Source organism: Phenylobacterium sp. (assembly GCF_028290885.1).
Classification (GTDB): Bacteria; Pseudomonadota; Alphaproteobacteria; order Caulobacterales; family Caulobacteraceae; genus Phenylobacterium.
This window is the reverse complement of record NZ_JAQGIZ010000207.1, coordinates 1-11,769: the sequence shown is the minus strand read 5'-3', so window position 1 is coordinate 11,769 and position 11,769 is coordinate 1. Positions and strand designations below refer to the sequence as shown.

Genomic DNA, 11,769 nt, shown 5'->3' with positions numbered 1-11,769 from the left:
GGATTACCCGCGATGGGTCGCGACGCAAACAGCCGTGCGCGCGTCAGGCGCGATCAGAGGCGGTGTGTCGCGGGGTTCAGGCCTTGAGGGCCGTCGCCGGGTGGTGCGGCTGCCGGCAGGAGGTCAGCTTGACGGCGTGGTGCTGCTGCGGCGTGCGGGCGACCACGCGCTCGGCGGGCGGCGGCGCGGGACGCTCCACCTGAGCCGGCTCTATGGTGACGCCGAAATGCGACAGGGCGACGGCCGAGGAATGCACGACCACCGCAGCGACAATCTCGGTAAAGGTCGTCATCGCCGAACCCCGGCTGCGAAGCGATTCCGTCGAGCGGTGTTATACGGCAAGCCAAGCCATGGGGCGACAGCCTGCCGCGTGAATTTTGCGTAATGTTGCGCCGCCTTCAGGCGTCGCCCGCCGGCGCCTCGGGCGCATGCTTGCGCCGCCCCAGCAGGTATCGCACCGCCCAGACGATCAGCACGGCGACAATGATCCCGCCGGCGGCCATCAGCGTCCAGCGCCCGGCGTGATGGCCGTGGCCGAACACGTTGTGCACCGCCTCGCCGAAGACGAAGCCGGCCATCGTGAAGGCCGCCGCCCAGATCACCGCCCCCAGGATGTTGAGCACGGTGAAGCGCCAGGTCGGTATCTGCGAGACGCCGACGGCGATCGGGCTCGCGACCCGAAGGCCGAAGATGAAGCGGAAGGCGAGTATGTAGCTGATCGGGAACCGCTCGATGAAGCGCAGCGCCCGCGCGAAGGCGGGCTGCTCGGTCGCGCGGACCACCCAGCGGTGCGTCCGGAACCGCCGGCCGGCGACGAACAGCAGGTGGTCGACGAGCCCGGACCCCGCCGTGGCGCTGGCCAGCACCAGCCACAGCGGCACGATATGCTGGCGCGCCAGCAGGCCGCCGACGATCACCGCGGTCTGACCCTCGAACCCTGCGCCCAGGAAGATCCCGATCGGGCCGTACTGTCGCAGGAACTCTTCCATTGCCTCGCCGGCTGACCAAAAGAGCAGGGCTCATAGCACAGGCCATGCGCCGGTCAGCCGCCGATGCGGGAGAGCGACGTCAGGCCGCGAGACGGTCCTTGAAGCTTGCGCCCTCGTGGCCCAGCAGCCAGCGCTTGCGCGGCAGGCCGCCGCCATAGCCGGTGAGCGAGCCGTTGGTTCCAATCACCCGGTGGCAGGGCACGACCACGGCCACCGGGTTGGCCCCGTTCGCCAGCCCCACGGCGCGCACGGCGCTCGGCCGTCCGATCCGCTCGGCGAGGCCTGCATAGCTCAGCGTCTCACCAGCCGGGATACTGCAGAGCGCCTCCCAGACCTTCAACTGGAAGGTCGTGCCCGAGGCCTGCCACCGCACCGCCTCGAGGGCGCGCGAATCGCCCTGGAAATAGGCCTCGAAGGGGCCGCGCACCGCCGCCGGCGCCCTGCCCTCGGCGAGCTTCGCCTTGGGATAGTGGCGCGCGATCCAGGCCATCATCGCCGGCTCGTAGTCGGTCCAGTTGAAGGCGCGCAGCACCCCCTGCTCGTCGGCGACCAGCAGGGCCGTGCCGATCGGGGTGGCGAGCCGGTCGAGGGTCAGCGCTTCAGGCGGCGCGTTGGTGGTCGGCATCGGTCTTGCTCCTCTTGGCTTCGGCTGTCCTGGATGCGGCGGTCTTGGAGAGCTGGTCGGCGTCGGCCGCCCAGAGATGCTGCGCGGCATAGGCCCGCCAGGGCCGCCAAGCCTCGGCGCGGGCGAGCAGTTCGGCTGGCGTCGGCCGCGCCCCGGTCTCGTCCGCCATGCCGCGCAGGAGGCCGATGTCGGCCTGCGGGAAGGCGTCGGGCTCACGCAGCTCGCGCAGCGCGATGTACTGCGCCGTCCACTCGCCCACGCCCGGCAGGGCCTTCAGGGCGGCGATGGCGGTCTCGAGATCGGCGCGAGGCGTGAAGATCGCCGGGTCCGCCGCGACCGTCCGGGCCAGTGCCTCCAGCGCCGCGCCCCGCGCCTTGGGCATGCCCAGCGCCGCGATGTCCTGTCCGACCAGCCGCTCGGGCGTCGGGAAGGCGCGGGTCAGGCCGAGCGAGGCCGCGAAGGGGTCGTCGAGCCGCGCGCCATAGGCCTCCACCAGCTTGGCGGCGAGGCTGCGGGCGGCGGTGACGGTGATCTGCTGGCCGAGGATCGCGCGCACCGCGAGCTCGAAGCCGTCCCAGGCGCCAGGCGCCCGCAGGCCCGGCCGGGCGGCCACCAGCGGCGCCAGCGCCGGGTCCTGGCTGAGGTGGTCACCGATCAGGGCGGGATCGGCGGTCAGGTCGAACACTCGCCGGATGCGGGCGATCACCGCCGGCAGCGCCTGGACCTTCGGGAAGCGGATCTCCGCCACCAGGAAGTCGCCGGCCCCGGGTGAAACGGTCACTACCCCGAGCGCGCCGTCCACCGACAGCGTGCGGGCATAGCGCCGCGACGAGACCTGTTCCACGCCCGGGATCGCGCGCGCGCCCAGGAAGCCGATCATCGCCGCCCAGTCATACGGCGCGCGGTAGGGCAGCCTGACGGTGATGCCGCCGGCCGCGGCGCTGGCCTCTTCGGCGTGGCTGCGGCGTAGCGTGCCCGGCGGGCGGCCGAACAGCTGCTGGAAAGTTTCGTTGAACCGCCGCACGCTGCCGAAGCCGGAGGCCAGCGCAACTTCACCCATCGGCAGCAGGGTTTCCTGGATCAGCTGCTTGGCGAGCAGCACGCGGCGCGTCTGCGCCACCGCCACTGGCGAGGCGCCCAGGTGCTGGCGGAACAGCCGCCGCAGCTGGCGCTCGCCGACCCCCAGGCGCGAGGCGAGCGCATCGACGTCGCCGGCGTCCAGCGCGCCCGCCTCGATCAGCGCCAGCGCCCGCGAGACGGTGTTGGACGTGCCCCGCCAGGCGCCCAGGTCCGGCGAGGATTCCGGACGGCAGCGCAGGCAAGGCCGGTAGCCGGCCTCCTGGCAGGCCGCAGCGGTGGGATAGAAGGTCATGTTCCCCGCCTTCGGTGTCCTCGCCGGGCAGATCGGGCGGCAATAGATGCCCGTGGTCCGGACCGCGCCGAAGATGCGGCCGTCGAACCGCGGATCGCGGGTCAGGAAGGCGCGGCGGCAGGCTTCGAAATCCATGTCCATGCCGGCAAGATGGGGGCATGCCCTGCGCAAGTCTCGCGGTTTTCGGACATCAATCGACGATGTTTGCGCCGTTCGCCGGCTTTGCACGCTTTTGTCATCCTTTCAGGCTTTATTTTTGCGGGTGCGGAACGCCGCGCCCAGCCATTGTTCAGGTTCGGTACAGGGCGCGTAAGAAAGGCTTCCCCATTCGCGGCGGGGTTCGATGACGTTGTTGGCTTTGCTTATCATTGGGCTGGGGCTGGTGATCGCAGCGGGCGCATTGCTCGTGGCCGCGTCCAGGGCCGAGCTCAGGGCCCGCCGCAACCTCTATCGCGCGCTGGGCATCGGCGAAGAGGCGGTCGATCTGCTGATCGCCCGCAACGGCGACGTGCTCTCCGAACTCTCGCTCCTGCGCGCCCCCGAGGCCGAGCAGCCGGGCGAACCGGCTGCGCTTCCGGCCGAGCCCGACACGCCCCTGCGCCCGCAACCCGCCGCCCGCCTGGTTCGGCCTGGCGAGGCCCGGCAACCTGCGTCGCGGCGGCTACCCTCTTCGGGCCGTCACCGCCGCCTCTGACGACGTCTTCAGGCCGCCACGCTCTCGCTGAGACTCGAGTCCTCGAGCCAAGGCCGGCGCGCAAGCTGGTAGCAGTCCTCGAGCCGCTCCGCGGCCGCGGCCCAGGTGAGGCGATCGCGATGGCGAATAACCGAAGCCCGCATCGACCGCAGGAGCTCTGGCTGATCCATCAGCAGGGCTATGTGGCCTGCCAGCTCGTCAACGTCTCCGGCGCGATGTGTGAGGCCCGTGACCTTGTGCGTGCATCGCGCGCCTGAGGCGTCCGAAACCAGCGGTACGACGCCACAGCCCTGCGCTTCATAGGTGACCAGCGCGCTGCCTTCTTCGAAGGAGGGCAGTATGAGCGCATTGGCGGCCCGGAAGGCGGCGGCTGCATCCTCGGTGAAGCCATGCAGGGTCACCCCGGGGAGACTGAGATATGGCTCGATGATCCGCTCGTAGCCGTTGACGATCCGGCCATAGATCGAAAAGCGCGCCCGTCCCGGAGCGCCTGCCCTGCGCCATGCCTCCAAGGCGACATGCAGGCCCTTTCGGGGGCCGATCGTGCCGACGAACACAGCATGCAGCGGCCCGCGGCGCGGCGCCGCTCGCGGCGCGAACGCCTTCGGGTCGAAGCCGTAATGGTGCCGCAACATCTTTTCGCTCGAAAACCCGCGATCCGTGAACGTCTTCATCACATGGTCGGAGGGCGCCAGAACATGGGACGCGGCCGCGTATTCGGCCTCGTCACGCTTCAGGCGTCCCGGATTTCGCCGGTGCGAGTGCCCCTTCGGCAGAACCAGGCCAAGCTCGCCGCAAAGCCGCCCGACGACTTCGTAGGCGTCCGCCGTATGGGTGTTCGGCGCCTCCCTTAGCGAGGGAATGCCCAGGCTCAGCGCTGCGCGGGCCGTGTGGAGCGTCGCGCCCGGCCAGCAGTGCGCGACGTCATATGAAGTCGGACGGCTCTGAAGATGCTTTGCGACGCACCAGTCGTGGTAGGCCATCGCGCGATCCATACCCAGAATTCGATGGGGCACTCGGCGACCGCCAACGGCCATCGTTTCGATCGCCTTAGGCAAAGGCGGAGACGACCGGTGTATGCTCGTCGCCATAACAGTAACGTCGTGGCCCCGGTCCAGCAATCCAAGCACCTGATGGATCGCGGTCGTGCCTATGCCCGGCGCACCGATACCATGCGGAAAACTGTACAGTACTCGCATCTTGGCCATGCGCCCCATCACAACCCGCAGCCGACCGCAGCCTCAGGCGAGGGACGCCCAAGGCCCAGGTTGTTTCGAAGCGGAATACCCCCCGGTAGCCTATAAGAAATCTATAATAGGGCATTTACCCCTAACAAGCGGTTTCCCCCATGCCGTGAAGCGCCGCGCGATTCCCTCAAGGGTTGGCAGCCAGGCCTGGGCGTCCGATGAGGCGCCCACTGCGGTTTCGGCTTCAGGATTAACGGCTTGCTCAGCCGCGCCCGTCATTCTCCGGCGGTAGTAGAGTTGAGGCGAAGCGAAGATGCCGTACGACGCTGGCGCCGCGGGGGCCGAGAGCGAGAAATCCGGAGCTGACCGGCGCGGTCCCCTGCGCCCCTCGCGTCTGGCGAGCGCCCGCTCGCGCCTCAGCGGCGGAGCGCTGGCCAGATCGGTGCAGATCAGCGACCTGGCGCTCCTCGCTGGCATCTTCTTCGTCAAGTCGTTCGGCGGCGCCCTAGGCAGCTCGACCGCCCTGGTGCTGGCCGCCTCGGCGCTGGTGGCGGGCACGTTGGTCAGCTTCGAGGCCTACCAGCTAAGCGCCCGCGAGCGCCTCTATCATCACATCTACAAGGTCATCGGCGCGGTGGGCGGCTCGGGCCTGATGATGCTGACCTTCGCCTCGCTGACCGCGCCGGCGGCCAAGGCCGCGAACATCCTGCATATCGTCGACTGGTGCCTGATCGCCGTCGCCCTGCTCTGCGCCTCGCACCTCGGCTGGTTCCTCTACGTCCGCCGCCTGCGCCGCCAAGGCCTGCTGACCCCCAACCTGATGATCGTCGGGGCGACGCCCGCGGCCCAGCGCCTGGTGACCGCGGCGCTCTCCAACCGCGACGTGAACATCCTCGGCTTTTTCGACGATCGCGGGGAGCGCGCGCCCAGGCACATCTTCGGCGTGCCGGTGCTTGGCCGGACCGCCGACGTGAAGAGCCACCGGCTGCTGCCTTACGTGGACCGCATCGTCGTGGCGGTGCCGTCCGGCGCCACGGCGCGCATCGCCCAGCTCATCGCAGAGCTTGCGCCCTGCCCAAACGACATCAGCCTGCTGATGGACGGCTTCGACCCGGCCACCGAACAGGCGGCCCACGATCGGCTGCTGGACATGCCGCTGGCCCACCTCTCCGGCGTACGCCGCGGCGCACTGCAGGGCGCGGTGAAGCGCGTGATCGACGTGGTCTTCAGCATGGCCGCCATCGTCCTGCTCGCCCCGGCGCTCACCGCCATCGCGGTCGCCATCCGCCTCGACAGCCCGGGGCCCGTGCTCTTCAAGCAGCGCCGGCACGGCTACATGAACGAGGAAGTGCTGGTCTGGAAGTTCCGCTCCATGCGCGCGGAGACCGCCGACCACACCGCCGCCCGCCAGGTGAGCGCCAACGACGACCGGATCACCCGCGTGGGCCGCTTCCTGCGCCGCACCAGCCTCGATGAATTGCCGCAGTTGTGGAACGTCATCCGCGGCGAGATGTCGCTCGTCGGGCCGCGCCCCCACGCCATCGGCATGCTGACCGACGGCGCGGAGGCTTCGAAGCTTGTGGAGACCTACGCCCACCGCCATCGGATGAAGCCCGGCCTCACAGGCTGGGCCGCGGTCAATGGCTCGCGCGGGCCGGTCGACACCCCCGAGGCGGTGCGCCGGCGCGTGTCCCTGGACCTGGAATATGTAGAGCGCCAGTCGGTCTGGCTGGACCTAGCGATCATGGCGCGAACCCTGCCGTGCGTGCTGGGCGACACCCAGTCTGTGCGCTAGCGCGGTCTGCGGCATGTTGGACGCAGTGTCCGCCGGAACGGCCCCGCCCCGCGCAAGCCCGTTGACGCTGGACGCGGCGCGCCCGATGGATTCGCCGCGGATCGGGCCGCGCCGCGTCCGGGGGGCTCTGCAATCGACCAGCTGCCGGAACCTTCGCCCTTGACCGAACTCGCCACCCCTTCCTCCGGCTCCCGCGCCCGGATGGCCGGCGCCCTGCGCCAGGTGATGAACCTGCGCCGGTCGGAACAGGCCGGGAAGGCCTTGCGTGGAGGCGCATGGTCGATCGCCGGCTACGGGGTGCAGACGGCGCTGAGATTCGTCTCGCGGATCGTCCTGGCCAAGCTGCTGCTGAACGCCGCCCCGCTGGGCACGGTGGCGGTCATCACCACGATCCTGATGGGCCTGGAGATGATCTCCGACCTGGGCATCGGGGTGAACATCGTGCAGCACCGGGACGGCGCGGACCCCCGGTTCCTCGGCACCGCCTTCTCCGTCCAGGCGATGCGCAGCGGCGCGCTCTATCTGCTGGCCGCCGCCATGGCCTTCCCGATCTCCTGGATCTATCGGGACCCGCAGCTCGCGCCATTGCTGCTGTTCGGCGCCATGTCCGTGCTGCTTCGCGGGTTCGCCAACCCCGGCCTGTCGGTGATGACCCGCCGGGTCGACCTTCGCCTGCCGACCATGGTGACCGTAGTCTCCGAAGTGGTCGGGTTCGTCGTCACTGTTGTCTGGGCGTTCAAGCAGCCCTCCGCCTGGGCGCTGGTGGCGGGCACCGTCGCAACCTCGGCGGCCTACGCCGTCGCCTCGCAATTCGCCGGCCCGCGCGTGAAGTTCGCCTGGGACGGGGCCGTCGCCAAAGGGATCGTCCAGTTCGGCGGCTGGATTATCCTTTCGACCGGCACCTATTTCCTCTCCAGCCGGGGCGAAGTCCTGATGCTGAAGGGCTCGGTCCCGGACATCGAGTTCGGCTGCTTCGCCTTCGCCTCGATGCTGGTCACCACGCCGTTGAGCGCCATCACGCAACTCGGCTCCCAGGTACTGCTGCCGATGATGGCCGGCTGGATCCGCGAGGACGCGTCCGTCGCGCGGCGTCAGTTCCGCCACGTGAAGTGGATGTTCACCGGCCTGGCGGTCTGCGTCGCCTGGGGCGCGATCCTGCTCGGGCCGCCGCTCGTCGCCCTGCTGCACCTCAACAAGTCCTACGCGGCGCTTGGCTGGATGGTGCAGTTCCTGGGCTTCCGGGCTGCGGTGGATGTCTTCGCCATGCCGGTCGGCAGCACGCTGCTGGCCTCGGGCGCGTCGCGCTACTCGGCGTTCGCCAACGTGGTCCGCCTGGTCGTGCTGATCGTGGGCCTCTTGCTCACCGTGCACACCTGGGGCCTGCACGGCGCCATCTGGGTCCTCGTGGGAGCGCCGATGCTGGCCTATTTCTCACTCCTGCCGGGCTTGCGGCGACACATGTCTGGAACTCTCGGCGTCGAGATCGCCACGGTCCTCATCTTCGTCTCCAGCGTGGCCGTGGCGGCCGGATTGGCCGCGGTGATCGGCGGGGCCTGGAACGCAGCCGGCCTGCTATGAGCGCCCGGACACCGCCCAGCCCCGCCGCGCGCGACGCCGTCGACATCACGGTGATCATCTGCACCCGCAATCGGGCTTTGCAGTTGAGCGGTGGCCTGACCTCGGTGGCGAACCTGAGGCCGCCGAAGGAGCTTCGCTGGGAGGTTCTGGTGGTCGACAACGGCAGCTCCGACAACACGGCCGAGGTGGCCGCGTCATTCGAGGACCGCTTGCCGATCCGTATAGTGCGGGAAGAGGCTGCAGGCCTCTCGCACGCCCGCAACCTGGGGGTCGCCGAGGCGGCGGGGACCTATATCTGTTGGACTGACGACGACGTCCTTGTCGATCCGAACTGGCTTGCCGCCTATGCCGCAGCGTTCGCGCGACATCCTGAAGCCGCCGTCTTTGGCGGCGAGATCATTCCGGTGCTGCAACCGCCGACGCCGAAGTGGTTCAGCAGGCTCGCCGACCAGTGGCCGCTCACGACCTTGCTGGCGAAACGCAACTACGGGGACAAGGCCATCCCTCTGGACTTCGACCGGGGAGTCATTCCTTGGGGCGCCAACTTCGCTGTGCGAACGGCCGAGCAGCGCCGGGTACTCTACGAGCCGGCGCTCGGCGTATCGCCCTTGCAGCGCCGCGTGGGCGAGGAGGCCGAGGTGATGTTCCAGATCATGAAGGCCGGCGCCGTCGGTTGGTGGACGCCCGAGGCCAAGGTGCGGCACATCATACCCGTGAAGCGCCAGACCCTGAGATATGTCTACGAATTCTATCTGTCGTGCGGTGAGACCGCCGCCTACATGGAGCGCGTCTGGCCGGGCGCGCACCACATGGCGAGCAGCAAGCGCGAGATGGACAGAGTGACCGGCAGCGTCTTCAGCCTCTATGCCCGCGCCGCGGTGAGCGGCCTGCTGTTCGCCGCCACGTGGCTCCTCGGCGCGACCCGGCGCAGCCTGCAGTTTCTGACGCGGACGGCGATCCACATCGGCGCGGCGCGGATCGCCGCGGCCCCGAGCCCCGAGCAGAGCCTCTCGGCCGTCGATCCGGAAACCGCCGGCCTATAGCGACTAATCCCCGCGCAACGGCGCCAGCCGGCTCGCCTCGACCAGTTCCAGGACCGCCGCGGCGACCGCGTCGGGGCGTTCGTTCATCATCAGGTGCCCTGACTTCACCAACCGCTGCGAGCCGTGGGTGAACTGCGCGGCGAGTTCGCGGTGCACACCTTCCCACACGCGGTCGCCGGGGTCGTCCGCGGGCGCCGGTTCGCCGGTCCGCGACGCGGTCAGCACGATGGTCGGCACGTCGCGGATCAGCTCGCCCAGCCGTGCGCGCTGGTCGGAGGTCTCGGTGAACAGCGTGTCGAGCTCGGACAGCTGGGTGCGCCAGAGCGAGGGACGCAGCCCCTCGGCGCGCACCTCGGTGCTGGCGGTGATCGGCACGCATTCGGCGAAGGCCGAATTTGTCACCGCCGCGCCGCCGGCCTCGGTCGCGGCCAGGCAGCGCTCGACCCGACGGCGGATCGGCTCCAGGCTGCCGGCGCCCGACCCAAAGATCGCGGCCATCCGCTTGTCCTGGTAGGTCACCGAGGGATCGATGAGGACCAGGCCCACGACCTCTTTGCGGCGGCGGCCTGCGAAGAGCTGGCCGTAGAGGGCGCCGGCCGAGTGCCCGACGACGATGTAGGGACCACGCAAGCCCGCCGCGCGCAGGGCATAGTCGAGGTCCCTGGCGATCGCCACGCCGTGCCGCGGCAACGGGCCCGGATCGCTGAAGCCATAGCCGGCGCGGTCATAGGAGCAGACCCGCGTCCTGGCCGCGATCATCGGCTGCAGTTTCGGCCACCCGATCGAGCCGCCGCCGAAGCCGGACTCCAGCAGGACCAGTGGCGATCCGTGGCCCATGCAGCGCAGGTTGAGGCGGCGATGGTCGGGCAGGACGACCAGCCGGCCGGGCCGATCGTAGGTCTCCATGGGGATCGGGCGGGTGTCCAGGGCGCTGGCGGCATGGAGGGCCGGCAGGGCGGGAAGGGCCGCGGCGACGCCGGCCGCGACCGCCGCCGCTATCGTCGGGCGCCGGGGGCATGTCACCCGCCGCGCCCTAGGCGGCGGCGAGGCGCGCCGCGTCGGCTTCCCGGATCAGGGCGACGGTGTTCTCGATATTCCGCCGGCTCGAGGCGCCGAACAGGATCGATTCCACATAAGGCTCGTTGGTCACCCACTCGATGGCCTCCCGTGGCGGCAGGGCGCCGGACGCCAGCACCGACATCGCGATCACCCGCGCCGGGTGGCGTGCGGTGGCCTCGCGGTAGGCCTCGATGCCGCCCGACATCCGGAAGGCGATCTTATTCACATTCGCGCAGACAATGGGATTCTCCACGCCCACCGAACCCAGCGCCGGAACCAGCATCGGCAGGTTCATGGTGAAGAACCCGGGCTCGGCCTTGTAGCGCTTGCGCACATGGTCGGCGAACACCCGGAAGGCGTCGTAGTAGCCGAGCCCCAGGACCAGGTCGGTGACCACGTTCTGCAGGAAGATGATCGGAGTGTCCAAGCCCTCGAACGCCTTCATTTCGGCATCCACCAGCAAGGTGATCATGCCTTCGACGTCGCGCTTCAGCAGCGCCTTGCCGCCGCGCATGACGGTGTCGAGCACGCCGTCGCTGGGCAGGAATCGCTTCAGCGCCTCGAACGGGCCGAGCTCGGTCACCGCGTTGGCGTACTTATGGGCATAGGGCATGCCCGGGTAGAAGCGCAGGCCGGCCCACTTCTTGGGCTCCTTCCGGATGATCTCGGTCACCTCGATCATCCGCTCGTGGGTGGTGCACATGAAGCCGTGCACGCCCGCGGAGTAGGCCGCATGGAGCACCTCCACGATGGCGTTGATGTCCTGGAAGCGCATCAGCTGCTGGCGCGCCTTTTCCTCGGACATGTGGTTGACGCCGAAGAACTGATTGTCGCCGAAAAAGATGCGGTCCATCGCCTGGCTGCTCACTGTTGGGTCGGACGCGCGGTGAGGTAGTGCGCGACCTTTTCGATCATCGGTTGCGGTGCGAACCGCGAAATTCCCGCGGACGGCGCCAGCGGCTCGCGCAGCAGCCGACTCATCGCCGCCTGCAGGGCTTGAGTGTCGTCCACGATCAGCAGGCCCTCGGTGTCGCGGAACCGCGCCGCCGTATGGAGTTGGTGGTCGGTGGTGTGCTCGCGCAGCGCGGCCAGCCTCGGCAGCATCAGCAGCTGCTTGCGGGCCTCGAGGCTTTGCAGGATCGAGCCCATGCCGACATGGGCCACGAACAGGTCGCACTTCTCGAGCCGCCGGCGATATTCGGTGTGCGGCATCATCCGTACGAAGGGCGCGTGCCTGGGCTCGTACTCGCCGCCGCCGATCTGGATGAACACCGGCTCGGCCGGGTTGGCGGCGGCCCATTCGTCCACCGCCCGCACCAGGCGGTCGAATGGCAACATGGAGCCCACGGAGGCGAAGATCATATGACCGCGCCCCAGCAGCCGACCTTCTCACGCTCCGCGACCTCGGGCCATTGGGAGACCACGCA

Annotated in this window: 12 protein-coding genes; 4 read left to right on the top strand and 8 right to left on the bottom strand. The window is 69.4% G+C overall.

What is annotated here, in order from left to right; genetic code table 11:
* Positions 1–76: 76 nt before the first annotated feature.
* From JWP28_RS14125 to JWP28_RS14110, 4 genes are all read right to left on the bottom strand, one after another.
* The gene (locus JWP28_RS14125) at positions 77–292 is read right to left on the bottom strand and encodes a hypothetical protein (protein ID WP_299543843.1); all 216 of its coding nucleotides are present in this window, start codon (positions 290–292) and stop codon (positions 77–79) included.
* A 106-nt stretch (positions 293–398) separates the two neighbouring features.
* Complete coding sequence (locus JWP28_RS14120; protein WP_299543842.1) at positions 399–989, bottom strand: DedA family protein; 591 nt, start codon at positions 987–989, stop codon at positions 399–401.
* 79 nt (positions 990–1,068) lie between these two features.
* A complete protein-coding gene (locus tag JWP28_RS14115) occupies positions 1,069–1,614 on the bottom strand; it encodes a methylated-DNA--[protein]-cysteine S-methyltransferase (protein WP_299543841.1) in 546 nt (181 codons plus the stop codon).
* Positions 1,589–3,121 carry an AlkA N-terminal domain-containing protein gene (locus tag JWP28_RS14110; RefSeq protein WP_299543839.1) on the bottom strand — a complete coding sequence of 511 codons (1,533 nt, stop codon included), beginning with the start codon at positions 3,119–3,121 and terminating at the stop codon, positions 1,589–1,591. Before JWP28_RS14110 ends, JWP28_RS14115 begins: the two co-directional genes overlap by 26 nt.
* 217 nt (positions 3,122–3,338) lie before the next feature.
* On the opposite strand from JWP28_RS14110, the gene JWP28_RS14105 reads away from it, so the two are divergent.
* Complete coding sequence (locus JWP28_RS14105; protein WP_299543837.1) at positions 3,339–3,680, top strand: hypothetical protein; 342 nt, start codon at positions 3,339–3,341, stop codon at positions 3,678–3,680.
* A gap of 8 nt (positions 3,681–3,688) precedes the next feature.
* On the opposite strand, the gene JWP28_RS14100 is transcribed toward JWP28_RS14105, so the two are convergent.
* Entirely contained in the window at positions 3,689–4,879 is a 1,191-nt protein-coding gene (locus JWP28_RS14100; RefSeq protein ID WP_299543862.1) for a glycosyltransferase family 4 protein, read from the bottom strand.
* A 301-nt stretch (positions 4,880–5,180) separates the two neighbouring features.
* Between JWP28_RS14100 and JWP28_RS14095 the strand changes: the two genes are divergently transcribed.
* The 3 genes from JWP28_RS14095 to JWP28_RS14085 all read left to right on the top strand — a co-directional run bounded on the left by JWP28_RS14095 (position 5,181) and on the right by JWP28_RS14085 (position 9,283).
* Positions 5,181–6,662, top strand: coding sequence for an exopolysaccharide biosynthesis polyprenyl glycosylphosphotransferase (locus tag JWP28_RS14095; protein ID WP_299543835.1), 1,482 nt, complete (start codon positions 5,181–5,183; stop codon positions 6,660–6,662).
* Positions 6,663–6,821: 159 nt separating this feature from the next.
* Positions 6,822–8,240 carry an oligosaccharide flippase family protein gene (locus JWP28_RS14090; protein ID WP_299543833.1) on the top strand — a complete coding sequence of 473 codons (1,419 nt, stop codon included), beginning with the start codon at positions 6,822–6,824 and terminating at the stop codon, positions 8,238–8,240.
* The gene (locus JWP28_RS14085; RefSeq protein WP_299543831.1) at positions 8,237–9,283 is read left to right on the top strand and encodes a glycosyltransferase; all 1,047 of its coding nucleotides are present in this window, start codon (positions 8,237–8,239) and stop codon (positions 9,281–9,283) included. The genes JWP28_RS14090 and JWP28_RS14085 overlap by 4 nt, the downstream gene beginning before the upstream one ends.
* A 3-nt stretch (positions 9,284–9,286) precedes the next feature.
* Here the strand turns inward: JWP28_RS14085 and JWP28_RS14080 are convergent, their stop codons facing one another.
* Genes JWP28_RS14080 through JWP28_RS14070 form a run of 3 tightly spaced genes read right to left on the bottom strand, consistent with a single transcriptional unit; the run spans position 9,287 to position 11,704 of the window.
* On the bottom strand, positions 9,287–10,306 hold the full coding sequence (locus JWP28_RS14080) for an alpha/beta hydrolase (RefSeq protein ID WP_299543829.1): 1,020 nt from the start codon (positions 10,304–10,306) through the stop codon (positions 9,287–9,289).
* A 10-nt stretch (positions 10,307–10,316) separates the two neighbouring features.
* The gene (locus JWP28_RS14075; protein ID WP_299543827.1) at positions 10,317–11,195 is read right to left on the bottom strand and encodes a hypothetical protein; all 879 of its coding nucleotides are present in this window, start codon (positions 11,193–11,195) and stop codon (positions 10,317–10,319) included.
* 11 nt (positions 11,196–11,206) lie between these two features.
* Positions 11,207–11,704 carry a glycosyltransferase gene (locus JWP28_RS14070; RefSeq protein ID WP_299543825.1) on the bottom strand — a complete coding sequence of 166 codons (498 nt, stop codon included), beginning with the start codon at positions 11,702–11,704 and terminating at the stop codon, positions 11,207–11,209.
* Positions 11,705–11,769: the final 65 nt, after the last annotated feature.

Excerpts from the sequence above, each read along its gene's own strand:
- JWP28_RS14125 (WP_299543843.1), bottom strand. The coding sequence starts at position 292 with ATGACGACCTTTACCGAGATTGTCGCTGCGGTGGTCGTGCATTCCTCG.
- JWP28_RS14120 (WP_299543842.1), bottom strand. The coding sequence starts at position 989 with ATGGAAGAGTTCCTGCGACAGTACGGCCCGATCGGGATCTTCCTGGGC.
- JWP28_RS14115 (WP_299543841.1), bottom strand. The coding sequence starts at position 1,614 with ATGCCGACCACCAACGCGCCGCCTGAAGCGCTGACCCTCGACCGGCTC.
- JWP28_RS14110 (WP_299543839.1), bottom strand. The coding sequence starts at position 3,121 with ATGGATTTCGAAGCCTGCCGCCGCGCCTTCCTGACCCGCGATCCGCGG.
- JWP28_RS14100 (WP_299543862.1), bottom strand. The coding sequence starts at position 4,879 with ATGCGAGTACTGTACAGTTTTCCGCATGGTATCGGTGCGCCGGGCATA.
- JWP28_RS14095 (WP_299543835.1), top strand. The coding sequence starts at position 5,181 with ATGCCGTACGACGCTGGCGCCGCGGGGGCCGAGAGCGAGAAATCCGGA.
- JWP28_RS14085 (WP_299543831.1), top strand. The coding sequence starts at position 8,237 with ATGAGCGCCCGGACACCGCCCAGCCCCGCCGCGCGCGACGCCGTCGAC.
- JWP28_RS14075 (WP_299543827.1), bottom strand. The coding sequence starts at position 11,195 with ATGGACCGCATCTTTTTCGGCGACAATCAGTTCTTCGGCGTCAACCAC.
- JWP28_RS14070 (WP_299543825.1), bottom strand. The coding sequence starts at position 11,704 with ATGATCTTCGCCTCCGTGGGCTCCATGTTGCCATTCGACCGCCTGGTG.